This is a genomic window from Mumia sp. Pv4-285, assembly GCF_041320275.1.
GTDB classification, from domain to species: Bacteria; Actinomycetota; Actinomycetes; order Propionibacteriales; family Nocardioidaceae; genus Mumia; species Mumia qirimensis.
In genome coordinates this window covers 3,712,901-3,739,124 of the sequence record NZ_CP162023.1, presented here as the reverse complement: position 1 = coordinate 3,739,124, position 26,224 = coordinate 3,712,901, and the positions used below count along the sequence as shown (strand labels likewise).

At 69.7% G+C, this 26,224-nt stretch carries 25 protein-coding genes; 13 read left to right on the top strand and 12 right to left on the bottom strand.

Annotation, left to right across the window (positions count from 1 at the left end; all coding sequences use genetic code 11):
- Positions 1-33: 33 nt before the first annotated feature.
- The 9 genes from AB3M34_RS18060 to trxA all read right to left on the bottom strand — a co-directional run bounded on the left by AB3M34_RS18060 (position 34) and on the right by trxA (position 8,279).
- On the bottom strand, positions 34-1,008 hold the full coding sequence (locus tag AB3M34_RS18060) for a sulfate/molybdate ABC transporter ATP-binding protein (protein ID WP_370616038.1): 975 nt from the start codon (positions 1,006-1,008) through the stop codon (positions 34-36).
- Positions 1,005-1,889, bottom strand: coding sequence for a sulfate ABC transporter permease (locus tag AB3M34_RS18055; protein ID WP_370616036.1), 885 nt, complete (start codon positions 1,887-1,889; stop codon positions 1,005-1,007). Before AB3M34_RS18055 ends, AB3M34_RS18060 begins: the two co-directional genes overlap by 4 nt.
- Positions 1,886-2,731: a sulfate ABC transporter permease subunit CysT gene (gene cysT, locus AB3M34_RS18050; protein ID WP_370616034.1), complete on the bottom strand. Its 846-nt coding sequence runs from the start codon at positions 2,729-2,731 to the stop codon at positions 1,886-1,888. Before cysT ends, AB3M34_RS18055 begins: the two co-directional genes overlap by 4 nt.
- Positions 2,728-3,753 (bottom strand): sulfate ABC transporter substrate-binding protein, encoded by a 1,026-nt coding sequence (locus tag AB3M34_RS18045; protein ID WP_370616033.1) that lies wholly within the window; start codon positions 3,751-3,753, stop codon positions 2,728-2,730. The genes cysT and AB3M34_RS18045 overlap by 4 nt, the downstream gene beginning before the upstream one ends.
- 170 nt (positions 3,754-3,923) lie before the next feature.
- The gene (locus tag AB3M34_RS18040) at positions 3,924-4,778 is read right to left on the bottom strand and encodes a hypothetical protein (protein WP_370616032.1); all 855 of its coding nucleotides are present in this window, start codon (positions 4,776-4,778) and stop codon (positions 3,924-3,926) included.
- A gap of 61 nt (positions 4,779-4,839) precedes the next feature.
- A complete protein-coding gene (gene purU / locus AB3M34_RS18035) occupies positions 4,840-5,700 on the bottom strand; it encodes a formyltetrahydrofolate deformylase (protein ID WP_370616031.1) in 861 nt (286 codons plus the stop codon).
- A gap of 21 nt (positions 5,701-5,721) precedes the next feature.
- Positions 5,722-7,230, bottom strand: coding sequence for a DHA2 family efflux MFS transporter permease subunit (locus tag AB3M34_RS18030; protein WP_370616030.1), 1,509 nt, complete (start codon positions 7,228-7,230; stop codon positions 5,722-5,724).
- Positions 7,212-7,781 carry a PadR family transcriptional regulator gene (locus AB3M34_RS18025; RefSeq protein WP_370616029.1) on the bottom strand — a complete coding sequence of 190 codons (570 nt, stop codon included), beginning with the start codon at positions 7,779-7,781 and terminating at the stop codon, positions 7,212-7,214. The genes AB3M34_RS18030 and AB3M34_RS18025 overlap by 19 nt, the downstream gene beginning before the upstream one ends.
- A 114-nt stretch (positions 7,782-7,895) precedes the next feature.
- Complete coding sequence (trxA, locus tag AB3M34_RS18020) at positions 7,896-8,279, bottom strand: thioredoxin (protein ID WP_370616028.1); 384 nt, start codon at positions 8,277-8,279, stop codon at positions 7,896-7,898.
- 390 nt (positions 8,280-8,669) lie between these two features.
- Between trxA and AB3M34_RS18015 the strand changes: the two genes are divergently transcribed.
- A complete protein-coding gene (locus AB3M34_RS18015) occupies positions 8,670-9,305 on the top strand; it encodes a hypothetical protein (RefSeq protein ID WP_370616027.1) in 636 nt (211 codons plus the stop codon).
- On the opposite strand, the gene AB3M34_RS18010 is transcribed toward AB3M34_RS18015, so the two are convergent.
- Together AB3M34_RS18010 and galK are read right to left on the bottom strand one after the other, a co-directional pair.
- A complete protein-coding gene (locus AB3M34_RS18010; RefSeq protein WP_370620048.1) occupies positions 9,259-10,113 on the bottom strand; it encodes a prephenate dehydratase in 855 nt (284 codons plus the stop codon). The two genes, AB3M34_RS18015 and AB3M34_RS18010, sit on opposite strands and share 47 nt — an antisense overlap.
- A 34-nt stretch (positions 10,114-10,147) precedes the next feature.
- A complete protein-coding gene (galK, locus tag AB3M34_RS18005) occupies positions 10,148-11,266 on the bottom strand; it encodes a galactokinase (protein WP_370616026.1) in 1,119 nt (372 codons plus the stop codon).
- A gap of 41 nt (positions 11,267-11,307) precedes the next feature.
- Here galK and AB3M34_RS18000 point away from each other — a divergent pair, with 41 nt between their 5' ends.
- From AB3M34_RS18000 to AB3M34_RS17980, 5 genes are read left to right on the top strand one after another with little or no spacing between them, the layout of a single operon-like run.
- Positions 11,308-12,588 carry a hemolysin family protein gene (locus AB3M34_RS18000; RefSeq protein WP_370616024.1) on the top strand — a complete coding sequence of 427 codons (1,281 nt, stop codon included), beginning with the start codon at positions 11,308-11,310 and terminating at the stop codon, positions 12,586-12,588.
- Between the two features lie 34 nt (positions 12,589-12,622).
- Positions 12,623-13,639 carry a tryptophan--tRNA ligase gene (gene trpS, locus AB3M34_RS17995; RefSeq protein ID WP_370616023.1) on the top strand — a complete coding sequence of 339 codons (1,017 nt, stop codon included), beginning with the start codon at positions 12,623-12,625 and terminating at the stop codon, positions 13,637-13,639.
- A 40-nt stretch (positions 13,640-13,679) separates the two neighbouring features.
- Positions 13,680-14,192, top strand: a complete 513-nt coding sequence (locus tag AB3M34_RS17990; protein ID WP_370616021.1) for a 2'-5' RNA ligase family protein — start codon at positions 13,680-13,682, stop codon at positions 14,190-14,192.
- 29 nt (positions 14,193-14,221) lie between these two features.
- A complete protein-coding gene (locus tag AB3M34_RS17985; protein WP_370616020.1) occupies positions 14,222-15,313 on the top strand; it encodes a YihY/virulence factor BrkB family protein in 1,092 nt (363 codons plus the stop codon).
- Entirely contained in the window at positions 15,310-16,269 is a 960-nt protein-coding gene (locus tag AB3M34_RS17980) for a serine/threonine dehydratase (RefSeq protein WP_370616018.1), read from the top strand. The genes AB3M34_RS17985 and AB3M34_RS17980 overlap by 4 nt, the downstream gene beginning before the upstream one ends.
- Positions 16,270-16,370: 101 nt before the next feature.
- Here AB3M34_RS17980 and AB3M34_RS17975 read toward each other — a convergent pair whose 3' ends face one another.
- A complete protein-coding gene (locus tag AB3M34_RS17975; RefSeq protein WP_370616017.1) occupies positions 16,371-17,297 on the bottom strand; it encodes a LysR family transcriptional regulator in 927 nt (308 codons plus the stop codon).
- Positions 17,298-17,385: 88 nt separating this feature from the next.
- Here AB3M34_RS17975 and AB3M34_RS17970 point away from each other — a divergent pair, with 88 nt between their 5' ends.
- The 7 genes from AB3M34_RS17970 to AB3M34_RS17940 all read left to right on the top strand — a co-directional run bounded on the left by AB3M34_RS17970 (position 17,386) and on the right by AB3M34_RS17940 (position 26,215).
- On the top strand, positions 17,386-18,096 hold the full coding sequence (locus tag AB3M34_RS17970; RefSeq protein ID WP_370616015.1) for a succinate dehydrogenase cytochrome b subunit: 711 nt from the start codon (positions 17,386-17,388) through the stop codon (positions 18,094-18,096).
- A gap of 4 nt (positions 18,097-18,100) precedes the next feature.
- Positions 18,101-20,074: a fumarate reductase/succinate dehydrogenase flavoprotein subunit gene (locus AB3M34_RS17965; RefSeq protein WP_370616013.1), complete on the top strand. Its 1,974-nt coding sequence runs from the start codon at positions 18,101-18,103 to the stop codon at positions 20,072-20,074.
- Positions 20,071-20,817, top strand: a complete 747-nt coding sequence (locus AB3M34_RS17960) for a succinate dehydrogenase/fumarate reductase iron-sulfur subunit (protein WP_370616011.1) — start codon at positions 20,071-20,073, stop codon at positions 20,815-20,817. The genes AB3M34_RS17965 and AB3M34_RS17960 overlap by 4 nt, the downstream gene beginning before the upstream one ends.
- Positions 20,818-20,989: 172 nt before the next feature.
- A complete protein-coding gene (locus AB3M34_RS17955; protein WP_370616009.1) occupies positions 20,990-22,168 on the top strand; it encodes an amidohydrolase in 1,179 nt (392 codons plus the stop codon).
- Positions 22,169-22,429: 261 nt separating this feature from the next.
- Positions 22,430-23,509 carry a BMP family lipoprotein gene (locus AB3M34_RS17950; RefSeq protein WP_370616007.1) on the top strand — a complete coding sequence of 360 codons (1,080 nt, stop codon included), beginning with the start codon at positions 22,430-22,432 and terminating at the stop codon, positions 23,507-23,509.
- A 109-nt stretch (positions 23,510-23,618) separates the two neighbouring features.
- Positions 23,619-25,124, top strand: a complete 1,506-nt coding sequence (locus AB3M34_RS17945) for an ABC transporter ATP-binding protein (RefSeq protein WP_370616006.1) — start codon at positions 23,619-23,621, stop codon at positions 25,122-25,124.
- Positions 25,121-26,215: an ABC transporter permease gene (locus AB3M34_RS17940; RefSeq protein ID WP_370616004.1), complete on the top strand. Its 1,095-nt coding sequence runs from the start codon at positions 25,121-25,123 to the stop codon at positions 26,213-26,215. Before AB3M34_RS17945 ends, AB3M34_RS17940 begins: the two co-directional genes overlap by 4 nt.
- Positions 26,216-26,224: the final 9 nt, after the last annotated feature.

Below are 26,224 nucleotides of genomic sequence, written 5' to 3'. Positions count from 1 at the left end.
GCCTCGACTCTTCGTGGGGCCCCACGGAGAGGGTCAGGCCAGGACGGGTGCGTGTGCTCCGTTGACCGGCGCAGTCTCGCGCAGCCACACGGCCGAGCCCGTGGCAAGCCCGCGCTGGAGAGCCTCCGTCCGCGTGAGCTGGACGAGGATCGGCTCCCCGCCCTCGGTCGGCGTCACCTCGAGGCGCACCTCGTACCCGATCCGGGTCCACCGCGAGACCGTGCCCGGTACGGCGTCCGGGACGGGGGCGGCGGTGACCTCGATGTCGTGCGGCCGCACCAGTCGCCCACCGAGGGTGGTGACCGGACCGAGGAACGACAGCACAAAGTCCGAGGCCGGCTGGTCGTACAGCTCGTCGGGCGTGCCGATCTGCTCGATGCGCCCCTGGTTGATCACGACGATCTGGTCGGCGACCTCCAGGGCCTCCTCCTGGTCGTGGGTCACGAACACGGTGGTGACGTGCACCTCGTCGTGCAGACGTCGCAGCCAGTCGCGCAGCTCCTTGCGGACCTTCGCGTCGAGGGCTCCGAACGGCTCGTCGAGCAGCAGCACGCTGGGCTCGATCGCGAGCGCGCGTGCCAGGGCCATGCGCTGCCGCTGACCACCCGACAGCTGCGCGGGGTAGCGGTCGGCGAACTGCTCGAGGTGGACCAGGCTCAGCATCTCCCGGACGCGGTCGGCGACCTGCTTCTTGGGGAGCTTGCGGATCTCCAGACCGAACGCCACGTTGCGGGCGACGGTCATGTGCTTGAACGCGGCGTAGTGCTGGAACACGAAGCCCACGTTGCGCTTGCGCGCGGGGAGGCGGGTGGCGTCGGTGCCCCCGATCTGCACGGTGCCGGAGTCGGCGTTCTCGAGTCCGGCGATGATGCGCAGCAGCGTGGACTTGCCGCCGCCGCTGGGTCCGAGCAGGGCGGTGAGCTGGCCCGTGGGGACCGACAGGTTGATGTCCTCGAGGGCCACGAAGTCGCCGAAGCGACGGCCGACCCCTGCGATCTCGATGCTCATGCTGGGTCCTTCTGGGTGGGTGCGGGAACGGTGGGTACGGGCGCGGTGGTGGCTCCCGGGGTTCTTGCCGACTCGCCGTGGCCGGGACGCAGGAGCGTCACGACGATCAGCGCGAGCACGGCCGCTGCCGCGAGGACGAACGACGAGGCGTACGCGGCGGTCTGGTCGAAGTTCTGGTACTTCTCCTCGACGACGAGCGTGGCCGTCTGTGTCTGCCCGACGACGTTGCCGGACACGATCTTGACCGCGCCGAACTCGCCGAGCGAGCGGGCGAGGCTCAGGACGACGCCGTAGACGAGCGCCCAGCGGATGGCGGGGATCGTGATGCGTCGGAAGGTCTGCCACGCGTCGGCACCGAGGCTGCGCGCGGCCTGCTCCTGGTCCGTCCCGATCTCGGTGAGGACCGGCACGATCTCGCGGATCACGAGCGGCAGCGACACGAACGCCGTCGCCATGATGATGCCCGGGGTCGCGTAGATCACCTGGATGCCCGAGTCCTCGAGCGCGGGACCGAACCAGCCGTTCGTGCCGCCGTACGCGAGGAGCAGCGCGAGGCCGACCACCACCGGCGACACCGACAACGGGAGGTCGATGAACGCCGAGAGGAGTCGGCGCCCCGGGAACGTGTAGCGCACCAGCAGCACCGAGATGAGGATGCCGAAGAGCGTGTTGATGACCACGGCCCAGACCGCCACGACGAGGGTGAGCTTGAAGGCGTCGACCGTCGTCGGCTCGGTCAGGGCGTCGACGAAGGCCCCGAAGCCGTCGGCGAACGCGTTCTTGGCGACGAGCGAGACCGGCCACACGATCAGGAGCCCGAGGTAGACTAGCACGATGGCGCGGAGCGTGTAGCGGGTCAGGCGGCTGCTGTTGTTGTTCATCGGCGGGCCACCCTTCTCGCGATGAGGTCGAGCACGACGATCGCGAACAGAGCCACGAGGAGAAGCAGCGACGCGACGGAGGCGGCGGCCGCCATGTTGCCGTTCTCGATGTAGGTCAGGATCCGGACCGACGTGACCTCGGTGCGCATCGGCAGGTTGCCCGACAGCAGCACCAGGGAGCCGTACTCGCTGATCGCCCGTGCGAACGAGAGCGCCGCCCCGGCGGTGATCGCCGGCGCGAGCGCCGGGATCAGGACGCGGCGGAAGGTCGTGAACCGGGTCGCTCCGAGCGACTGCGCGGCCTGCTCCGTCTCGGGGTCGAGCTCGAGGAGGACGGGCTGCACCGTCCGGACCACGAACGGTGTCGTCACGAACAGCAGGGCGAGGTAGACCGCGGTGCGGGTGTTGGCGACGTCGACGCCGATCGGGCTGTTCGGGCCGTAGAGGCTGAGCAGCACCAGGCCGGCGACGATCGTCGGCAGCGCGAACGGGATGTCGATGATCACCTCGAGGGCACGCTTGCCCCAGAAGCTGTCACGGACCAGGACCCAGGCGATCAGGGTGCCGAAGACGACGTTGGTGAGGGTGACGAGGAAGGCCTCGCCGACCGTGAGCTTGATCGCGGCCCAGGTCTGAGGCTGGCGGATCGTCTCCCAGAACGTCGCCCAGCCACCCTCGGTCGTCGTGAGGACCACCGCAGACAGGGGCAGCAGCACGAGGATGCTGAACCAGATCAGCGCGATGCCCAACCCCACCCCGGCGGCGGGGGTGAGGGCGGTTGCCGCGCGGGCGCGGCGCCGGGGTCCCCGGCGCCGCACCTGCGAGATGGTCGGAGACGTCACGACTTGCCCGTCTCCTGCTGGATCTTCGTGATGATGCCGTTGTTCTCGTCGAAGAACTTCGTGTTGATCGCGTCCCACCCGCCGAGGTCGCCGTCGATGGTGAAGAGCTTGGTCGGGGTCGGGAACGGGTCGGACGGGTCGTTCGCACCCTCGACCTCGCCGACCTCGACGGAGTCGCTGATCGGGCGGAAGCCCTTGGAGACGTACTGCTCCTGGCCCTCGTCGCTCACGACGTACTCGAGGAAGGCCTCGGCCTTGGGGTCGGCGTCCTTGAGGACGGCGGCCGGGTTCTCGATCAGCAGCGTCTCGTCGGGGACGACGTAGTCGAACTTCTCGCCCTGCTGGCGAGCCAGGATCGCCTCGTTCTCGTACGAGATGAGGACGTCTCCGGTGCCGGCCTGGAAGGCGGCGGTGGCGTCACGTCCCGACCCCGGGAGCGCGGCGACGTTCTTGAAGAACTTCGTCAGGTAGTCCGTTCCGGCGGCGTCGCCACCCTCGTCGGCGGCCTGCTGCCATCCGGCGAGGATGTTCCAGCGCGCCGAGCCCGACGAGCCCGGGTTGGGCGTGACGATCGAGACGCCGGGCTTCACGAGGTCGTCCCAGGTCTGGATGTTCTTCGGGTTGCCCTCGCGGACCACGAGAACGACGACCGAGTCGGTGACGATGCCCTTGTGCTCGCCGTCGTCCCAGGTGTCGTCGACCAGCTTCGCCTCGACGAGGCGCGTCACGTCGGGGGTGAGCGAGAAGTGGACGTAGTCGGCCTTCAGCCCGCCGGCGACGGCGCGGCTCTGGTCGCCGGACGCGCCGTACGACTCCTTCCAGACGACGCCCTTGCCGTCGTCGGTCTTCGCGAACTCCTTCTGGGCGGCGTTGTTGCCGGCCTTCGGGACCGCGAAGCCCACCAGCGACAGCGTCGTGCTCGAGCTGTCGGCGTCGGCCCCGCCGCACGCCGACAGCCCCAGCGCGGCGGCGAGCGCGACGGTTGCAGCCGTGAGGCGGGTGGCCTTCGTTCGAGTGGACATGTCTTCCCTTTCGCTGTGCGACCTAGCTGCCTTGCAGCTAGTGCGCTGAAACTAGTGAGTTACTAATCCCGAGTAGATTACTCGACTATAGCGACATGGGAACGCCGTTTTCGGAATTCTCACGATGTGGGCGTCGCGCCGCGTCGTGTCAGCGCGTCCGCGGGGGCGCGCTACTGGCGAGTGGCGGTCCAGGGGATTCTGTACGGCGACGTCTTGCACTCTCCCCAGTGGATGGGGTCGGCGTACACCTCGCTGTACGAGAAGGATCCACCGGTGGCGGCGCCCCCGCGGAGCGTCACGCGCAGGGTCGCCCTGCGGTCCCAGTCCAGCCGCTCGTCCGCCAGGTCGATGTCGGCATCCACAGTGCCGTCCGAGCGGACCGCGAGGACCGGAATCACGATGTCGCGGAGTGTTGCGTGGCGGGGCTCGCCGCCGTCCCAGTGGTCCGCGCACGTGCCAGGGGCGCGGGGCACCGTGACGTTGCGAAGGCTGCGCCCGTCGGCGCTCATCGTGAAGCGCACGGGCTCGCCGCCCGGCTGAAGTGCACCCCTCCATGTGGTGGCGCGCGGCACGAGCCGCACCGTCGTGGTGCGCGTGCGAGCTCCTCTCGCCGTGGCGCTGACCTTGAGGTTCCGTGCGCGGGTCACATCGAGGCGCACCCGCACGACGGCCGTGAGCCGAGCGCCGGGCGCCAGACCGCCCAGTCGCAGCACGCGCTTTCGGAGGGTGAGTCCGGAGTGCTTGGCGACCCTTACGCGGACCACGCGGGCCTTCGTACGGCTCACGTTGCGGACCCTCACCTTGATCCTCGCCCAGTGGCCGGGTGCGAGGTGGCGCTCACGGTCCCGGACCGTGACACGGAGCCTCGGCCGTACGCGCTCGGTCTTCTCGGCAGCGGCGGGTCGTGTGATGGCCGGTGCTACGGCGGTGGGAGCGGCGGACGCCGTCGGAGCGGTGACGGTGCCGAAGGTGGCAACGGTCAGCAGCGCCGACGTCAGGATGGAGGCAAGTCGACGGAAGCTCATCGTGGCAATGTAGGCACGCTGGGGTGCCGTGCGCTACGGATTTTGTACACCAGGGTACGAGTTAGGCGAAGACGACCGTCCGAGTGCCGTTGAGGAGGACGCGCTGCTCGGCGTGAAGACCGACCGCCCGGGAGAGCACTCGCGTCTCGACGTCGCGACCCGCCTGGACGAGTGCGGTGGGGTCCTGGTGGTGGCCGACGCGGGTGACATCCTGGTCCACGATGGGCCCTTCGTCGAGATCGGCCGTCACGTAGTGGGCCGTCGCGCCGATCAGCTTCACGCCGCGGGCGTACGCCTGGTGGTACGGCCTGGCGCCCTTGAAGCTCGGCAGGAAGCTGTGGTGGATGTTGATCGCACGCCCCTCGAGCCGACGGCACGCGTCGTCGGACAGGATCTGCATGTAGCGCGCCAGCACGACCAGATCGATCTCGAGCTCGTCGACGAGCTCGAACATGCGTCCCTCGGCCTCGGCCTTCGTGTCGGCGGTGACCGGCACGTGGTGGAACGGCACGTCGTACGACCGCGCCAGGCGCTCGAGCGCGGTGTGGTTCGAGACCACGGCGCCGATCTCGATGTTGAGCGCACCGATGCTCTGCCGGAACAGCAGGTCGTTGAGGCAGTGGCCTTCCTTCGACACCATCACCAGCGTGCGGCACGGCGCCTCGGCGACCGCGAGGTTCCACGCCATCACGAAGCGCTCGGCGACGCCCGTGAACCCTGTGCGCAGACTCTCCACCTCGTACGCGTCTCCGACGCTCTCGAAGTGCACACGCAGGAAGAACTGGCCGACGACCGCGTCCGTGAACTGCTGCGCGTCGAGGATGTTGCCGCCGCGGTCGACGATCCAGGACGAGATCGCGTGCACCAGGCCGGGGCGGTCCGGGCACGTGAGGGTCAGGACGTACGTCGAGGCGGCAGGCATGGGAGAAAGCGTACGGCGAGGTCAGGCGGCGGTCGTCGACGCCGACCGCTCGGCGCTCCGCGGGGCGGCGATGTGCGACGGGCGCTGGTAGAGGAGCACCGCGACCAGCCCGACGACCAGGACCGCAGCCGGCAGCAGCAGCGACTGCGCCATCGCCGTGCTGAATCCGTCCCGCGCGGCCTCGGGAAGGGCGCCGATCGCCCCGGCGGACACGCCTGCCGATCCCGTCGGCAGCTCCGCGAGGATCCGTGCCTGCATCAGCGCCGCGATCGCCGCGCTCCCGAGAACACCGCCGACCTGGCGCATCGTGTTGTAGACGCCCGCACCGGCGCCGGCACTGCTCATCGGCAGGTTTCGGGTCGCCGTGGACGCCACGGGTGACCACATCGAGCCGTTCGCGACGCCGAGCAGGGCGATCGGGAGCAGCACGGTCCACACCGGCGCGTCAGGGGTGAGCGCGAAGGACAGCCAGATCAGAGCCACCACGAACGACAAGATCCCCGCCCCGGCGATGATCCGCGGGTGGATCCGGTCGGTGAGCCCGCCGACCCAGGGAGACAGACCTGCGGCGATGACCGCCATCGGCAGGAGGAGCATGCCGGACTGGGTCGGCGACCAGTCGCGTACGGCCTGTGCCCACAGCATGAGCGGCAGCGACATCGCCGTGACGGCGAACCCGATGGTGCTGATGGCCACGCTCGACAGCGAGAAGTTGCGGTCCTTGAACAGGCTCAACGGCACCAGCGGCTCCGCACGGTTGACGGCCTGCCAGACGACGAAGGCCGCGAGGACGAGCAGGCCGGCGATGATGATGCCCCACACGGTGACGAAGCCCGTGATCGTCCCCCAGTCGTACGTCTCGCCCTCCTGGATGCCGAAGACGAGCAGGAAGAGCCCGATCGCGCTCAGTGCGACGCCGACGAGGTCGAAGCGGTGCGAGAGCGTGGGGAGGTTCGGGACGAGGCGGATCGCCATCACCAGGCCGACGATGCCGACCGGGATGTTGATGAAGAAGATCCACTCCCATCCGAGCGAGTCGACCAGCACGCCGCCGAGGATCGGGCCGACCATCATGGCGACCCCGGCGGTGGCGCCCCACAGGCTCATCGCGCGCCCGCGCTTGTCCGCGGGGAACGTGCGGGTGATGACGGCCATCGTCTGCGGCGTCATGAGTGAGGCGCCGAAGCCCTGGAAGACACGGGCCACGATCAGCTGCTCGATCGTGCCGGTGAGGCCGCACCACAGCGAAGCGGTCGTGAAGAGGACCAGCCCCGCGACGTACACGCGCTTCGGCCCGATCCGGTCGCCGAGGCGCCCCGTGATCAGCAGCGGCACGGCGTACGCCAGGAGGTAGGCGGAGGTGACCCAGACGACGGCCGAGACGCCGGCGTCGAAGGTCTCCATGATCGAGGGCATCGCGACGGAGACGATCGTCGTGTCGACCAGGATCATGAAGAATCCGATGACCAGCGCCCAGAGCGCGGGCCACGGGCTGCGTGCCGTCGAGGTGGTCACGTCAGGTGCGGCCATGTCAGGTCCTTCGTTCGGAGACGGTCGATCAGCCGGTCGAGCCAGTCGCGCTCGGCGGCGAGCACGGCACGGCGGTAGTCGGCGACGAACCAGTAGGCCTCGTCGACGGCGCTTCCGCGGGCCGCGTCGATGATCGTGCGGAGGTCGGCGATCTCGGCGTCGAGCGCCGTACGTCGATGTTCGAACAGGTCGAGGGCCTCGTCGAGCGGGAGGTTGTGCGCCTCGCTGAGTGCGATCGGGAACCGGGGGAACTCGTTGACCGGTGTCCGCAGCATCTCGGTGACCGACGCGTGGAGCGCTGCACGCCCGTCGTCGGTGAGGGCGTACGTCGTGCGCTCGGGGCGGTTGCCGGCACGGTCGGTGCCGACGACGTCGACGAGTCCGTCGCGGTGGAGGCGCTCGACGGCGTGGTAGAGGGAGCCGGCGCGAACCTTCATCAGGTGACCGTCGCGACGCTCGAGGAGCAGCTGGAACATCTCGTACGGGTGCATCGGGCGCTCCACGAGCAGCCCGATCGCGGCGAGCGCGAGGGGCGACAGCGCTGACGCCATGTGACCTCCTGACCCGTACGGATTATTCCGCCTGGAATATTACGTCGGCGTCCGCTCAACGACAAGCAAGCCCCCCGACCCAGGAGGTCGAGGGGCTGCGGGTTGAGGCGCGGGTCAGGCCGGGGAAGCGCCCTCCTCGGCCTGCTGCTTCGAGACCTCGGAACGAACCTCGTCCATGTCGACCTCGCGTACGGCGTCGATCACCTGGTCGAGCGCCTGCGCCGGCAGCGCACCGGGCTGGTTGAAGAGGAGGATGCCGTCGCGGAACGCCAGTAGCGTGGGGATCGAGGTGATCTGCAGCGCTCCGGCGAGGTCCTGCTCGGCCTCGGTGTCCACCTTGGTGAAGCTGATGTCCTCGTGCTTCTCGGCAGCGGCCTCGAAGACCGGCGCGAACTGGCGGCACGGGCCGCACCAGGAGGCCCAGAAGTCCACCAGCACGATGCCGTCGCCGGAGATGGTGTCCATGAAGGTGTCGGCGGTCAGGGCAGTGGTTGCCATGTCACGTCCATTTCGGTCGGGTATTTCGTGCGTCTACGGGGTCAACGCCCTTCGGGGGCTGGAGATTCCCCGGCGTCCCGGACCAGCCTAGGCACGCGCCGGTGTCAGACCCGGCCCGCCGCGCATTCGCACGCGGCGCCGGATGTTCGCACATGGCGACGGAAGGACGCGGCGCTCGATGCGAAGAAGTGGAGCCCCGTACGTCGTCGGCTGGCGTCGTCGGCGGCAGCCCTCGCCGCTACGCATTCGCTGGGGTACCCGAGCGGACGCGCACTGACCCGACCGTGCCTGCTCGGGTGCGTGCGGCTCCGGTGCGGTACCCGAGTGTGGCGAAGGCCGGGACCGCTGGAACGGTGTTCCTTTGGCCCGTCGCGACGATAGTGTCCGGCCATGACTCGTGGAGGCGCTCATCGGGACGACGTGCTGCCCCGCGCCCTGCGGCCGAAGCGCACGCGGGCAGAGATCGCCACCACCGCACTTCTGCTGGCCGGGGTGGCGGTGCTCGTCGCCGTGGTGCTGCCGATTGCCTCGCTGCGGGAATACGACGGCGCGCTCCTGCTGGCTGGACTGGCGCTGCTGGGCGGATGGACGATCGCCATGACCGCGTCGGTGCGGTCCCGTCCTGGCAGGCCGAGGTGGGAGCTCTGGCTAGGGCGTGTCGCGACCGTGCTGATCGGGAGCGGGCTCGTCCTCAAGTTCGTCGCCCTGTTCCAGACCGCCTACAACGGGCGCGGGTGGTGGGCGCTCTTCATCGGCGGCGGTGTCGTCTACATGGCCGGTCACCTGCTCGATCTGTTCGTGACGCGAGACGAACGCGCGGAGCAGCGTGAGCGTGACCGGGAGCACTGGGAGTACGAGCACCGGCGCCGGGAGGCCGCCCGGGCCGCCACGGCTCAGGCGGCCGCGACGTCCCGGGCGGATGTCGCCCGGATCGCCGCGTACGAGCACCGGGCCCGCGAGGCGGCCCGGCGGGCCGAGCTCACGCCTCAGCGAACCGGTGCGGGTGCGCCGGATACACACCCATGACCTGGACCTCGGTCGAGAAGAACGCCAGCTCCTCCAGCGCACGCGCGAGCGGTGGGTCCTCGGGGTGGCCGTCGACCTCGGCGAGGAACATCGTCGCCGTAAAGGTCCCGCCGACCATGTAGCTCTCGAGCTTCGTCATGTTGATCCCGTTCGTCGCGAAGCCTCCGAGCGCCTTGTAGAGCGCGGCAGGGATGTTGCGCACGTTGAAGACGAACGTCGTCACCGTCGGCCAGTCGCCCTGCTCCGGGACCTCCGGGTGACGGGACAGCACCACGAAACGGGTGGTGTTGTGGTCCTCGTCCTCGACGGTGGTCGCGAGCGTGTCGAGGCCGTAGGTCTGCGCGGCCAGCGGGGGAGCGAGCGCGGCCTTGGTCGGGTCGCCCCACTCCGCGACCTCGCGTGCGGCCCCGGCGGTGTCGCCGGCGATCACCTGCGAGAGCTTGAGGTCGCGGATGATCCGCCGGCACTGGCCGAGGGCGTGGACGTGGCTGTGGACCTCGGTGATCGTCTCCAGCGTGGCGCCGGGGACCGCGAGGAGGTCGAAGTGGATCGGGAGGAAGTACTCGCCGACGATGTGCAGCCCGGAGTGGGGGAGGAAGTGGTGGATGTCCGCGACGCGTCCCGCGAGGGTGTTGTCGATCGGGATCATCGCCAGGCCCGCGCGTCCGTCGGTCACCGCGGCGAAGGCGTCCTCGAACGACGCGCACGCCATCGGCTCCCAGTCGGGGTACGCGTCGGCGCACGCGATGTGCGAGTTCGCACCGGGCTCGCCCTGGTAGGCGATGCGGCGGGGCAGGTCGAGGTCCAGGCTCACGGCGCCCATCATCGCACCGCCTGCCCAGTCAGGAGATGCGGTGGGCACCCTGGGACGGAGCGACCACGAACGTTCTGGGCGGTGTGAAGTCGATGCGCGTGAACGCCTCGGTCACCGCCGTGCTCACCGCGTCGACGCGGGCGGCCTCGACGAGGGCGATCGCGCTGCCGCCGAACCCGCCTCCGGTCATCCGGGCGCCGAGCGCGCCGTGCTCCAGCGCTGCCTCCACGGTGAGGTCGAGCTCGGGCGCGCTCACCGCGTAGTCGTCGCGCAACGACACGTGGGACGCGGTCATCAGCTGCCCGAGCTGCGCCCAGTCCCGAGCGGCGAGCGCGCGGGTGGCGGAGCGTACGCGTTGGGTCTCCGTGATCACGTGCCGCAGCCGTGCCTTGAGCTCCGGGTCCTCGACCTTGAGCACCGCGTCGGGTGGCGCGGCGGCCAGCGACTCGAGCCCGAGGAGCGTCGCGAGCTCCTCGGTCTGCGCGCGACGCTTGCCGTACTCGCCGCCCGCGTGGCTGTGCTTGGCGCGGGTGTCGACCACGAGCAGGGCGAAGCCGTCCTCGACCCAGTGCGCGGGCACGGGCTTCACCTCGGGCGGAGTGGACGCGGTCTCGATCAGCAGGGCGTGGCCCTCCGAGCCGCACATCGACGCGAGCTGGTCCATCGACCCGGTCGGCGCTCCGGCGTACGCGTTCTCGGCGCGCTGGCACAGCAGCGCCATCTCGATCGGGTCGACCTCCCAGCCCTCGATCCCGGCGAGCGCGACGCCGACACCGCACTCGAGAGCGGCCGAGCTCGACAGCCCGGCACCGAGCGGCACGTCCGAGGAGATCACGAGATCGGCCCCGCCGGTCGTACGGCCGGACTCGGCCAGCGACCAGACGGCTCCAGCGACGTAACGGCCCCAGCCCTTGACGTCGCCCGGGGCGGTGTCCGCTCCGAACTCGACCGACCCCTCGCTGATCGCCGACCACACGCGCACGCGTCCGTCGCTGCGCCGGCGCGCCTTGACCGTCGTCGCGAGGTCGATCGCGATCGGCATCGCGGGCCCCCCGACGTAGTCGAGGTGCTCTCCGATCAGGTTCACGCGTCCGGGAGCTGCCCAGACGCCGATCTCACCCTCGGCGAGTTGGTCCGCTGCACTCATGGCCGACATCCTTGCTCATGCCGTCTCGCTACGCTGGCAGGGTGGACGGCACCCTGTGGAACATCGCCCTCGTGCTGGTCTTCATCCTGCTCGGTGGGGTCTTCGCGGCCGCCGAGATGGCACTGGTCTCGCTGCGTGACTCACAGCTTCCGGAGATCGCGACCCGCGGCAAGCGCGGCGCCACCGTCTCCCGTCTCGCCTCCGACCCCAACCGCTTCCTGTCCGCGGTGCAGATCGGCGTCACGCTGTCCGGTTTCCTCTCGGCCGCGTTCGGCGGTGCGACGCTCGCGAGCGACCTGAGCCCGCTCCTGGAGGACCTCGGCATGTCGAGCGGCCTCTCGTCGGTGACGGCGCTGATCCTCATCACGATCGTCATCTCGTACCTGTCGATCGTCTTCTCCGAGCTCACCGCCAAGCGTCTCGCCATGCAGCACGCCGTCACGTTCTCGCTCGCCCTCGCACCCGCGGTCGACGCGATCGCCAAGTTCGCGACACCGGTGATCTGGCTGCTCTCGGTGTCCACGAACTTCGTCGTCCGGATGCTCGGCGGCGACCCGTCGGCAGCGCGCGAGGAGATCACCGACGTCGAGCTCCGCGGCCTCCTGCAGACCACCCAGGGGCTGTCCGACGAGGAGCGCAGCATCGTCGAGGACGTGTTCTCGGCGGGCGACCGCCAGGTGCGCGAGGTGATGCTGCCGCGTACGGAGGTGGACTTCATGGACGCCTCGCTCCCCGTCTACAAGGCCGTGCAGCTCGCGCGCGAGCAGCCGCACTCCCGGTACCCGGTGATCGACGGCTCGGCCGACGAGGTCGAGGGATTCGTGCACGTCCGGGACCTCTTCGACCCCGGCATGCACGACCGTTCGGTGCGCGTCGGCGAGCTCGTGCGCGAGGTCGTGATGATCCCCGGCACACGACCGGTGCTCGCCGCGATGACCGACATGCGACGTGCCCAGGTCCACCTCGCGATCGTGCTCGACGAGTACGGCGGAACGGACGGCATCGTCACGCTGGAGGACCTCGTCGAGGAGATCGTCGGCGACATCCGCGACGAGTACGACACGGACGACACCGCTGCGACGGGCTTCATCGGCAACACGCTCGTCGTGGAGGGCCTGCTCAACATCGAGGACTTCGCCGAGCAGACCGGCATCGCGCTGCCGGACGGCCCGTACGAGACGGTCGCCGGCTACGTGACGGCGCGGCTCGGCCGGCTCCCCGACGTCGGCGACACGGTCGCGCTCGACGGGTTCCGGCTGGTGGTCGACGAGAAGGACGGACGACGCGTCGCCCGTCTCAGCCTCGTACGCGAGGACGCCTGAAAATCGTTGTGAGGCGACTGGCAGAATCGACCACATGTCCGTCGCGCCCACTGGCCCCCGCGTGTTCTCCGGCATCCAGCCGACCGCCGACTCCTTCCACCTCGGCAACTACCTGGGTGCCCTGCGGCACTGGATCCGGCTCCAGGACGACCACCATGCTTTCTACTGCATCGTCGACATGCACGCGATCACGGTCGAGCACGACCCCGTCGCCCTGCGCGAGCGCACGTACCGGTCCGCGGCGCAGCTCATCGCGATGGGCCTCGACCCGCAGCGGAGCACGCTGTTCGCCCAGAGCCAGGTGCCGGCGCACGCCGAGCTGGCCTGGGTGCTGAACTGCATCACGGGTCTCGGCGAGGCGCGTCGGATGACGCAGTTCAAGGACAAGTCGGCGAAGGGCGGGCTCGAGCAGGCCTCCGTCGGCCTGCTGACGTACCCGATGCTGATGGCCGCCGACATCCTGCTCTACCAGACCGAGGCGGTCCCTGTCGGCGAGGACCAGCGCCAGCACCTGGAGCTCACCCGCGACCTCGCTCAGCGCTTCAACACGCGCTTCGGCGAGACGTTCACGGTCCCCGCGCCGCTGATCATCTCCGACACCGCCAAGATCGTCGACCTCCAGGAGCCGACGATCAAGATGAGCAAGTCTGCGTCCTCGCCGAAGGGGATCATCGACGTCCTCGACGACCCCAAGGCGGCCGCGAAGAAGATCCGTTCGGCCGTCACCGACTCCGACGCCGAGGTGCGCTTCGATCGTGAGTCCAAGCCGGGTGTCTCCAACCTGCTGACCATCTACGCGGCGCTCACCGGCCGCAAGGTCGACGAGATCGCTGGTCAGTACGAGGGCCAGGGATACGGGGCGTTCAAGGTGGACCTCAGCGAGATCGTGGCGGACTTCGTCGCGCCGCTGCGCGAGCGTACTGACACCCTGCTCGCCGACCGCGCCGAGCTCGACGCGATCCTCCGCGACGGTGCCGCCGCAGCACGCGAGGTGGCCTCCACGACGCTCGCCACGGTGTACGACCGGGTCGGGTTCATCGGTCAGCGGTAGGGGCTCCACCGCGCGGCTGGCTGGCGCTAGGGTGGGCGCCATGCCCACGATCGGCGTCGCCATCCCCGTCCCCGAACCCTGGGGGAGCGAGCTTCGTGAGCGCCGTGCCGACTTCGGTGATCCGCAGGCGGCACTCATCCCGACGCACGTGACGCTCCTGCCGCCGACGGCCGTCGACGAGGCTGATCTGGAGGCGCTCCACGCCAAGCTCGCCGTCGACGCGACGGCTGCGGACCCGTTCATGATGCGCCTTCGCGGCACGGGCACTTTCCGTCCCGTCTCGCCGGTGGTGTTCGTCGCGGTGAGCGAGGGCATCTCGAGCACCGAGCTGCTCGCCAAGCACATCCGGGCCGGGCTGATCGACGAGCGCGACCTCGCCTTCCCCTTCCACCCGCACGTCACGGTCGCGCACCACCTCGACGACGCCGCGCTCGACCTCGCGTACGCGTCGCTGGCCGACTTCGCGTGCGAGTTCGAGGTGCGAGCGTTCGCGGTCTACCTGCACGATGACGAGGCGGGCTGGGTCCCGTACATGGAGTTCCAGCTGGGCTGAGCGCGTCGAGCGCAGACGGGGAGCGGGCATTGGGATCGTTGCTCAGGCGCGCGAAGGACGGGTTCGCCGCGCTGCGCCGCCGTCGGCCGTTCGTCGATCACGTCGTCCGTACGATCCAGCACTTCGGTTCGGTGCGCGGCGGCATCCTGTCCGGCGGGATCACCTACTTCGGCTTCCTGTCGGTCTTCCCGATCCTCGCGCTGGCCTTCTTCGTCGTCGGCTACATCGCGGAGTACTTCCCCGGCGCCGACGACGCCCTCGAGGCCGCGATCAGCCAGGTCCTGCCGGGCATCGTCACGTCGGAGGACCCGCCGCCCGCCGGCCAGATCTCGTTCGACCAGATCGCCGCCAGCCGCAACATCGCCGGAGTGATCGGTGCGCTCGGTGTGCTCTACACCGGTCTCGGGTTCGTCTCCAACCTGCGGTCGTCGCTCGAGGTGGCCTTCGGGGTGCCGAAGACACGGTCGTACGGATTCGTCCCCGGCAAGCTGCGCGACCTGGGGACGCTGGTGGGGGTGGGCCTGATGATCATGCTCTCCGTCGGGGTCTCGAGCGCGCTGACGCAGAACGCGAGCGCGGTCCTGGACTCGATCGGGATCCAGAGCGGTACGGCGGCCGTGGCGGTCGGCGTCCTCAGCGTGGTGGTCGGTGTCGCCACCGGCACGTTGCTGTTCTGGGTGCTCTACACCTTCCTGCCGCACACCGACGTGCCGTCGCGGGCGCGCTGGTCGGGCGCACTGCTGGCGGCGATCGGGTTCGAGATCGTGAAGCAGCTCGCGTCGTTCCTCCTCGGCATCGCGGCCGGAGGGGCCCTCGCGTCCCTTGCGTTGTCGGTGACGCTGCTGGTCTGGATCTACTACTTCGCGCAGCTGACGATCTACGGCGCGTCCTGGGCCGTGACGACGGCGGCCTCGCGGCGGCGGGCGACCGTCGTCGTACCCCACGTCGTCCCGGTCGTCGGCGCGAGCTCGGCCTCGCCACCCGGACTGCCCGCGCTGCCGGCGCTGCAGGCCCAGCGTGACGACGCGGTGACGACGTCGCGGGCGATGCTGGTGCTCGCCGGGGCGGCGCTCGGCGCGTGGGTTTGGGGCCGGTACGAGAAGCACAAGGAGGAGACGTGACCACTGCGCTCCCGGCGTACGACGACCTGGAGGCCGCGTACACGCTGCTGCGGCCGATGGTGCGACGGACGCCCGTCGTGGAGGTCGCCGGCGGCGACCTCGGTGTCGCCGGACGCATCCTGCTGAAGCTGGAGATGCTTCAGCACACCGGCTCGTTCAAGGCGCGCGGCGCACTCAACACGGTGCTGAGGATGCCCGAGGGGACGACGGGCGCGGTCGCCGCGTCGGGCGGCAACCACGGTGCCGCCGTCGCCTGGGCGTGCGGGATCTCCGGGATCGAGGCGGACGTCTTCGTCCCGGCGACGTCCCCGCCGGAGAAGGTGCGGCGGATCGAGGCGTACGGCGCGACGGCGCACGTGGTCGACGGATACTACGCCGCGGCGTACGACGCCTCCCGCCGGTGGGCGGAGGGGCGCGAGGTCGTCGCGATCCACGCCTACGACGCCGCCACGATCGTCGCCGGCGCGGCCGGGGTGGGCATCGAGATCGGCGACCAGGCGCCGTACGCCCGCCGGGTGCTGGTCCCGTGCGGTGGCGGCGGGCTCTACAGCGGAACGGCCCTCGCGCTGCGCGACCGCGTCCCCGTGATCCCGGTGGAGCCGCAGCGGTGCCCGTCGCTGGCGTCGGCCCTGGACGCGGGCGGCCCCGTCGACATCGAGGTGTCGGGTGCCGCGGCCGACTCGCTCGGTGCGGCACGGGTCGGCGACCACGCGTACGCCGTCGCGCGGGAGCTCGGTGCTGCGCCGCTGCTGGTCAGCGACGACCAGATCCTCGCCGCCCGGCGCGTGCTCTGGGAGCAGTGCCGTCTGCTCGCCGAGCCTGGCGGCGTCACCGCGCTCGCCGCGGTTCTCGCGGGGCTGGTGGACGTGCGCGACGGCGAGACGGTGGTCGTGGTGGTCTCCGGCGCGAACCACCCGACGATCCCCGACGACGTGGTGCGTCCGGTCTCGAGCTGACGCACCGCGTTTGGGGTGCTCGCACCCGGTACACGGGGATCCCACCTCAGCTGGAGGGTGGGATCGCGGGCTTCGGGGTGGGAACACCCCGAACGCCGGGGTCACTCGACGAGATCGACGTCGACGCCGAGCTCGTCCGCGGCAAGTCCGCGCAGGTGGTCCACGAGCACGTCGCGGAACGTGCGCGACGCCAGCGGCAGCGCCTGCGTACGGCGGTGAGCGAGCGCGATCGTCCGCGTCAGCGCCGGCTCTCCGATCGGGGTGGCGCGCAGCGAGGGCCGCGACGTGAGCACCATGCTCGGGACCACGGCGTGACCGAGGCCCGCCTCGACGAACCGCAGCACGGCGTTCATCTCGCCGCCCTCGATCGCCACGGTGGGCTCGAAGCCGGCGTCGAGGCAGGCGTTCATCGTCGTGTCGCGCAGGTCGTAGCCCTCCCGGAACATCACGAGCGGGACGTTCTCGAGGTCGCGGACGGCGAGCGGCTGGTCACCGAGGCCGGGACCGTTTCCCGGACTGGCGACCACCAGGCGCTCCCGCAGCAGCGGCGTCGCGACGAGGTCGGGGTCGTCGGTGCGCAGCGGCACGATCACGAGCGCGAGGTCGAGGTCGCCGCGGCCGAGCGAACGGGTGAGCGTGCGCGACCCGCCCTCGGTGACCTCCAGCTCGATCCCGGGGTACGCCGCACGGAACGCGATGAGCGCATCGGCCATGAGCCCGTCCCACATCGACGGTGTCGCGCCGACGCGGACCCGTCCGCGCTGGAGCCCCGCCACCTCACGGACGGCCCGCAGTCCCTCGTCGACCTCGATGAGGATCTCTTGCGCGTGGGGGAGGAGCGCCTCACCGGCAGGGGTCAGGCGTACGTCTCCACGCTCGCGTTCGAACAGCGCCGTGCCGAGCGAGTTCTCGAGGACGCGGATCTGCTTGGACAGGCTCGGCTGCGAGACTCCGCAGTCCTCGGCGGCCTGCGTGAAGTGCCGCGTGCGGGCGACGGCGACGAAGTAGGTGAGCTGCTGGATCTGCACGTTCTCCAGTGTGTCATGCCATTTGGCTATGAAAGTAAGCCTCAGTATGACTTAGCGCAGTCCCGCCATCGCGTCCTATCGTGGCGGAGTGGCGACAACTCAGATGACCAAGCGGGTGGGCGCACGTCGTTCCACCGTTGCGCTCAAGGCGCTCATGGCGGTCAGCGGCCTGATCATGGTCGGCTACCTCCTGCTTCACATGTACGGCAACCTCAAGGTCTTCAGCGGCCAGCGTGCCTTCGACGAGTACTCGCACCACCTCCGGACCATCGGCGAGCCGCTGCTCCCGGAGGAGGGCCTGCTGTGGATCATCCGCGTGGTGCTGCTCGCGGCGATCATCGCCCACGTGTACGCCGCGGTGGTGCTGACGATGCGCGACCACAAGGCCGTCGGGCGCGGCTCGCGCTACCAGACGAAGCAGAACAAGCGCGGCTTCCAGCGCAGCTACGCGTCGTTCACCCTGCGGTGGGGCGGCGTGATCATCTTCCTGTTCGTCATCTTCCACCTGCTGAACCTCACGACGAACGACATCGCCCCCGGCGGTGCGTCGGCGAGCCCGTACGAGCGTGTGATGAACACGTTCGGCGAGTGGTACATGGTGCTCGTCTACACGATCGCGCTGCTCGCGGTGGGCTTCCACCTCCGCCACGGCGTCTGGGCCGCGGGCATGACCCTCGGCGCCAACACGAGCGAGAAGGCTCGCCGCAACCTCAACGTCCTCGCGTACGCGCTCTCGGGAATCATCACCATCGGCTTCCTGATCCCGCCGTTCGCCATTCTCTTCGGATGGGTGGGCTGACCCCATGACCGTGAACACGCAAGCACGCACCGACGAGTTCACCGACATCTACGAGCTCGGCGCCCCGGTCGCGGACACCCGCGCACCGGACGTCGACGTCACGAAGCGCTGGGACACCCGCCGCTTCGAGGCCAAGCTCGTCAACCCGGCCAACCGCCGCAAGCTCAAGGTCATCATCGTCGGCACCGGCCTCGCAGGCGCTTCCGCCGCCGCGACCCTCGGCGAGGCGGGCTACCACGTCACGAGCTTCTGCTACCAGGACAGCCCGCGCCGTGCGCACTCGATCGCGGCCCAGGGTGGCATCAACGCCGCCAAGAACTACCGCAACGACGGCGACTCGATCTACCGCCTGTTCTACGACACGGTGAAAGGCGGCGACTTCCGCAGCCGCGAGTCCAACGTCTACCGTCTCGCGCAGGTGTCGGTGGAGATCATCGACCAGTGCGTCGCGCAGGGCGTCCCGTTCGCCCGTGAGTACGGCGGCCTGCTCGACAACCGCTCGTTCGGCGGCGTGCAGGTCTCCCGCACGTTCTACGCCCGCGGCCAGACGGGCCAGCAGCTGCTGATCGGTGCCTACCAGGCGCTCGAGCGTCAGGTCGCCGCCGGCACCGTCATCAACCACACGCGCCACGAGATGCTCGAGGTGATCGTCGCCGACGGGCGCGCCCGTGGCGTGATCGTCCGCGACATGGTGACCGGCGAGATCGAGTCCCACTTCGCCGACGCGGTCGTGCTGGCGACCGGCGGCTACGGCAACGTCTTCTTCCTGTCGACCAACGCGATGGGCTGCAACGTCACCGCCAACTGGCGCGCGCACCGCAAGGGGGCCTACTTCGGCAACCCCTGCTACACGCAGATCCACCCGACCTGCATCCCGGTCTCCGGCGACTACCAGTCGAAGCTGACGCTGATGAGCGAGTCACTGCGCAACGACGGCCGCATCTGGGTCCCCAAGAAGGCCGGCGACGACCGTCCCGCCTCGCAGATCCCCGAGGACGAGCGCGACTACTACCTCGAGCGCCAGTACCCGGCCTTCGGCAACCTCGTGCCGCGTGACATCGCGTCGCGCGCCGCGAAGTACGTCTGCGACGAGGGCCGCGGCGTCGGCCCCGGCGGCCTCGGCGTCTACCTCGACTTCGCCGACGCGATCACCCGACTCGGACGCGACACCGTCGAGGCGAAGTACGGCAACCTCTTCGACATGTACGCCCAGATCACCGGTGAGAACCCGTACGAGACCCCGATGCGGATCTACCCGGCGGTGCACTACACGATGGGCGGGCTCTGGGTCGACTACGACCTCCAGAGCTCGATCACCGGCCTGTTCGTGACCGGCGAGGCGAACTTCTCCGACCACGGCGCCAACCGTCTCGGCGCGAGCGCGCTGATGCAGGGGCTGGCCGACGGCTACTTCGTCCTCCCGTACACGCTGGCGAACTACCTCGCCGACGGTCCGTACGAGCCGATCGACGAGACGCACCCCGCGGCGGTCGAGGCGAAGCAGCAGGTCACCGACCGCATCGAGAAGCTGCTGTCGGTCAACGGGAGCCGCACGGTCGACTCGTTCCACCGCGAGCTCGGCAACATCATGTGGGAGTACTGCGGCATGGCCCGCTCGGAGGGCGGGCTCCTCAAGGCGATCGAGCTGATCCGCGAGCTGCGCACCGAGTTCTGGCGCGACGTCAAGGTCACCGGCGTCAACGAGGACCTCAACCAGACTCTCGAGCGCGCGGGCCGGGTGGCCGACTTCATCGACCTCGGCGAGCTCATGTGCATCGACGCGCTCCACCGGCGCGAGTCGTGCGGTGGTCACTTCCGCGTCGAGAGCCAGACCGAGGACGGCGAGGCGCTGCGGCACGACGACGAGTTCGCCTACGTCGCCGCGTGGGAGTTCGGTGGGGACGGCGGCAAGCCGGTCCTGCACAAGGAAGCCCTGATCTACCAGAACGTCGAGATGAAGCAGCGGAGCTACAAGTGAAGATCACCGTTCGTGTGTGGCGCCAGGCCAACCCGTCCGCCGAGGGCAAGATGGTCGGCTACGACCTCGACGACGTGTCGGAGCACATGTCGTTCCTCGAGATGCTCGACGTCCTCAACGAGCGCCTCACCCTCGAGGGCGAGGAGCCGATCGCGTTCGACAGCGACTGTCGCGAGGGCATCTGCGGCATGTGCGGCCTGGTCATCAACGGCCTCGCGCACGGCCCGGAGCGTACGACCACGTGCCAGCTGCACATGCGTACGTTCAAGGACGGCGACGTCATCGACATCGAGCCGTGGCGCTCGTCGTCGTTCCCGGTCGTGAAGGACCTCGTGGTCGACCGCGGCGCGCTCGACCGCATCATCCAGGCGGGCGGCTACATCAGCGCGCCGACCGGCTCCGCCCCCGAGGCCAACAACCTCCCGGTGCCGAAGCAGGACGCCGACCACGCGTTCGAGGCGGCGACCTGCATCGGGTGCGGCGCCTGCGTCGCGGCCTGCCCGAACGGGTCGGCGATGCTCTTCACCGCCGCCAAGATCACCCACCTCGGTCTGCTCCCTCAGGGCCAGCCCGAGCGTGCGTCGCGCGTGCTCGACATGGTCGAGCAGCACGACCACGAGGGCTTCGGCAACTGCACGAACATCGGTGAGTGCACCGCCGCGTGCCCGAAGGGGATCCCGCTCGACACGATCTCGCGGCTCAACCGCGACCTGCTCGGCGCGCTCGCCAAGGGCAAGGTCTGACCGACCGCCGAGTCCGCACGACCGGCCGGTGAGCGTGGTCCCACACGGGTAGGCCTCGGTGGGACCAGGCTCACCGCGACGGGATTCGGACGGGGGGTCGGCCGCCCTGCGCGCGCGTCTCACGGCCTCCCGCCCGGACGGCGCGGCCTCGTACGAGCGTTAGCCTGGGACCATGTCCACGCCCTCCGACCTCGTCGACGCCGTCGACGCTCTGGTGCCTGATCTGCTCGAGGTACGCCGCGACCTGCACGCGCACCCGGAGCTGTCGTGGCAGGAGCACCGGACGACCGAGGTCGTCGCGGGCTGGCTCGACAAGTTCGGCATCGAAGCGGTCCGGATCGACCCGACGGGTCTGGTCGCGGAGGTGGGCAACGCGGAGGGGCCGGTGGTCGCGCTCCGGGCCGACCTGGACGCCCTCCCCATCACCGACCGCACCTCCGACCCGTGGCGCTCGACCGTGCCCGGGGTGGCGCACGCCTGCGGGCACGACGTCCACACGACCGCTCTCCTCGGGGCGGCGGGCGCCCTCGCACGCTGCGCTCGCACCGGCAACCTCCCGGTCCGCGTGCGTCTGGTCTTCCAGCCTGCCGAGGAGGTGATGCCCGGCGGAGCGCTGGCCGTGCTGGCCGCGGGCTCCCTCGCGGGCGTCTCTCGGGCCTTCGCGCTGCACTGCGACCCCTCCCTCGACGTCGGCCTGGTCGGGCTCCGGGAAGGCTCCATCACTGGCGCCGCGGACCGGGTCCGCGTGCAGCTGTCCGGGCGCGGCGGGCACACGTCGCGACCGCATCTCACGCAGGACCTGACGTTTGCGCTCGCCACGTTGTGCACCCAGCTCCCGGCGGCACTCTCGCGGCGCCTCGACCCGCGGGCCGGCGCCAGCCTGGTCTGGGGGAGCATCAACGCCGGCAGCGCCCCCAACGTCATCCCCGCGAGCGGTGAGGCGACCGGCACCCTGCGGATGCTCGACGCGACGGCGTGGCACGACGCCGAGCACCTCGTACGCGCGCTGGTCCGCGAGATCGTCGCCCCGTACGGCGTCGACGCCGAGGTCACCTACACCCAGGGCGTGCCGCCGGTCGTCAACGACGTCGAGTCGACCGAGATCCTGCGCGACGCGGTCGCCGTGGCGCTCGGCCCGAGCGCGGTCACCACCACGAGCCAGAGCCTCGGCGGCGAGGACTTCGCATGGTTCGTGGAGTCGGTGCCGGGGTCGATGGGGCGGCTGGGCACGCGCACACCGGGAGGACCGACGTACGACCTGCACCAGGGCAATCTCCGCGTCGACGAGCGCGCCATCGCGATCGGCGCGAAGGTGCTGGCGATGGCGGCGCTGGCGAGCGCACCAGGCTGACCCTGCCTGGTCCAGCACCGGGCTCCGCGGACGGCAACATCAATGTTCGACGGTGTCACGGTGTCCGTATTGGCGGCATCTTCCGTGCGAGCCGTCCGGTGCGAGGGGTGCGACGAAACGGGGTAACAAGTGAGTATCGGCTCCCCACATCACACCGGATCCGTACCTCCTTTGCGCGTTCGCAGGGTTATGGTTCAAAAATCCGCCGGGGCTGGCCCGTGACGGACGAAAAATCATGACTGAGGAGTCCCCTTGCGTCGAATGGGCAAGATCACCGCGCTGGCCGCGGTGGCCGTGCTGGCTCTGGCCGGGTGCGGCAGCGACGATGACAGCGACGGCGGTGACGACACCAACGCAGGCTCGGGCGGCAACGCCCTCGACTGTGACGCTGCCGATGGTGACGGCCCCAAGGTCGGCATCGCGTACGACGTGGGCGGTCAGGGCGACAAGTCCTTCAACGATGCGGCTGCGGTCGGCGTGAAGAAGGCTGTCGACGACCTCGGCGCCACCTGCACCGAGGCCGAGGCCACCGACGGTGAGGCCGAGTCCGCGCGCGAGGATCGCCTCCGCCAGCTCGCCGACGCCGGTCACAACCCGATCCTGGCTGTCGGCTTCCTCTACAGCGAGGCCGTCAACAAGGTCGCGCCGGACTACCCGGACGTCAGCTTCGACGTCGTCGACGGCTACGACCCCGACGACCAGCCGAACGACAACGTCGCCTACCTCGGGTTCGCCGAGGAGCAGGGCTCCTTCCTCGTCGGCGTCGCCGCGGCCACCAAGTCCGAGGCCGACAACGTCGGCTTCGTCGGCGGTGTCAACTCCGACCTGATCAAGAAGTTCGAGGCCGGCTTCACCGCGGGTGCGAAGGCCGTGAACCCCGACATCGAGGTTCAGGTCAAGTACCTCCAGGAGTCCGACCCCAAGGGCTTCAACGACCCGGCAGCCGGCAAGGCCACGGCCACCGGCATGTACGACCAGGGTGCCGACGTCGTCTACCACGCGAGCGGTGGCTCGGGTGCGGGCGTCTTCGAGGCCGCGGTCGAGGCCGGTGACGGCAAGTGGGCGATCGGCGTTGACTCCGACCAGTACCTCACAGCGTCGTCGACCGAGCAGCCGCACATCCTGACCTCGATGCTCAAGCGCGTCGACGTCGCGGCGTTCGACGCCGTCAGCGCCGTCAACGACGGTTCGCCGCTGGTGAGCTACCAGGTCTACGACCTGAAGTCCGACGGCGTGGGCTACTCCACGTCGGGCGGCTTCGTCGACGACATCACCGGTGACATCGACGGCTACGCCGACAAGATCAAGAGCGGCGAGATCACGGTTCCGACGGCTCCGTGATCGCCGGATAGGGCCGAAGGGCCTTATCGTGACGATCAAGGCGGGCCCGGGGGGCGTCAACGCCCCCCGGGCCCGTGTCTTGTCTCTCCCCGTCGTTCGAAGGAGCACGATGACGACCTCCGCGGTGGAGCTGCGTGGGATCGAGAAGCGATTCCCCGGTGTGATCGCGAATCACGATGTCAACCTGCAGATCGCCCCGGGCACCGTCCACGCGCTGGTGGGTGAGAACGGTGCCGGCAAGTCGACGCTGATGAAGATCCTGTACGGCGTCCAGAAGCCGGACGCCGGCACGATCACGATCAACGGGTCGGTGGTCGAGCTCAGCACCCCGGCGGACGCGATCGCGCAGGGCGTCGGCATGGTGTTCCAGCACTTCATGCTCGCCGACAACCTGACGGTGCTCGAGAACGTCGTGCTCGGCGCCGAGAAGCTGCACGGCACCGGCGCGAAGGCACGCAAGGAGGTCCGCGCGATCTCCGACCGGTTCGGGTTCGGGCTGGATCCCGACGTCCTCGTCGAGGCGCTCGGCGTCGCCGCACGCCAGCGGCTGGAGATCCTCAAGGTCCTCTACCGTGGCGCCAAGATCATCATCCTCGACGAGCCGACAGCCGTGCTCGTGCCGCAAGAGGTGGACGCGCTCTTCGCGAACCTCGACGGCCTCAAGCAGCAGGGCCACACGCTGCTGTTCATCTCCCACAAGCTCGACGAGGTCCTCGCCGTCGCCGACGCCATCACGGTGATGCGACGCGGCACGACGGTGGGCGACCCCGACCCGGCGAGCGTCACCAAGCGCCAGCTCGCGGAGCTGATGGTCGGTACGGAGCTGCCGTCGCCGGCCACCGACGAGTCGACCGTCACCGACGTCGTCCAGCTCTCCGTCGAGAGCCTGTCGATGGTGGACGAGTTCGGACGTACGGTCCTCGACGGCATCGACCTGCAGATCCACCGCGGTGAGGTCGTCGGCATCGCCGGTGTCGAGGGCAACGGACAGACCGAGCTGGTGGAGGGCATCCTCGCGATGCGTCCCGCCGGCGGCACGGTCCGACTCGGCGGCGACGACCTGTCGGGCTGGGGCACGCGCAAGCGGCGTGCTGCCGGGGTCGGTTACATCCCCGAGGACCGCCACCGCCACGGCCTGCTGCTCGACTCGCCGCTGTGGGAGAACCGCATCCTCGGGCACGCGTACGAGGACGTCGCCGTCAAGCGCGGCTGGATCAACCGCACCGGAGCCCGCCAGGACTCGGAGCGGATCGTCGACCAGTACGACGTGCGCACCCCCGGCATCGACACGATGGCGCGCGCGCTGTCGGGTGGCAACCAGCAGAAGTTCATCGTCGGCCGCGAGCTGTCCGGTGAGCCGAGCCTGCTCATCGCCGCTCACCCCACCCGGGGCGTCGACGTCGGTGCCCAGGCCGCCATCTGGGACCAGATCAAGGAAGCCCGGCGTGCCGGCCTCGCGGTGCTGCTGATCTCCGCCGACCTCGACGAGCTGATCGGGTTGTCCGACCGCATCGAAGTCATCTTGCGCGGCCGCCTCGTCGGCACGTTCGACCCCCGCACCGTCACCCCGCAGGACCTCGGTCAGGCCATGACGGGCGGACAGGAGGAAGCATGACCCGGCTGCGGAACGTCGCGATCGCCCTCGCAGCGCCCCTTCTCGCGATCGTGTTCTCGCTCGCGGTCACGAGTCTGGTCATCCAGATCTCGGGCGGCTCAGCGGGCGACTTCATCAGCATCCTGTTCTCCTGGCCGGCCGACCGCCTGCTGGTCAACATCGTCAACCAGACGTCGCTGATCTACCTGTCAGCGCTGGCTGCCGCCGTGGGCTTCCGGATGAACCTCTTCAACATCGGCGTCGAGGGCCAGTACCGGATGGCGGCGTACGCGGGTGCGCTGTTCGCCGGCGCGGCGTTCCTGCCCGGTGCGCTCAACGTGATCGGTGCCCTCCTGGTCGCCGTCGCCGTCGGCGCCGCCTGGGCCGGCATCGCCGGTCTGCTCCGGGTCACGCGAGGCGTCAGCGAGGTGATCTCCACGATCATGCTGAACGCGATCGCGATCACGATCACCGGCTACATGATCAACACCTACGGCATCAAGGCCGGCGACTCCCGCCGTACGGAGGGGATCCCCGAGTCGAGCCAGGTGCCGGGGTGGCAGCCGTTCGACAAGGCTGCGGGAGAGGTCTGGACGCTCGGGATCCTCGCGGTCGTCGCCGGGCTGTCGTTCTGGCTGGTGCTCAACAAGACCCGGTTCGGGTTCGACCTGCGAGCGACCGGCCAGTCCGAGTCCGCAGCGATCGCGAGCGGCGTCAACAGCAAGAAGATGACGATGGTCACCCTGCTGATCTCGGGAGGCATCGCCGGGCTCATCTGGATGCCGTCGCTGTTCGGCAGCGCCCACTACTACGGCACGACCTTCCAGGCAGGCCTCGGGTTCACCGGCATCGCGGTGGCACTGCTCGGCCGCAACCGCGCGCTCCCGATCGCCTTCGCCGCGCTGCTGTTCGCCTACCTCAACGAGCAGTCGAACCGCCTCACCATCGAGGCGGGCATCTCGGTCGAGGTCATCCAGATCACGCAGGGCATCATCGTGCTGGCCGTCGTCATCGCGTACGAGCTCGTCCGTCGCTACCGTCTCCGTGCCGAGGAGCGCGAGGTGGCACAAGCGCCCAGACCGGGCGCCACGTCCGAGGAGGTCTCGGCATGAGCACGAGGA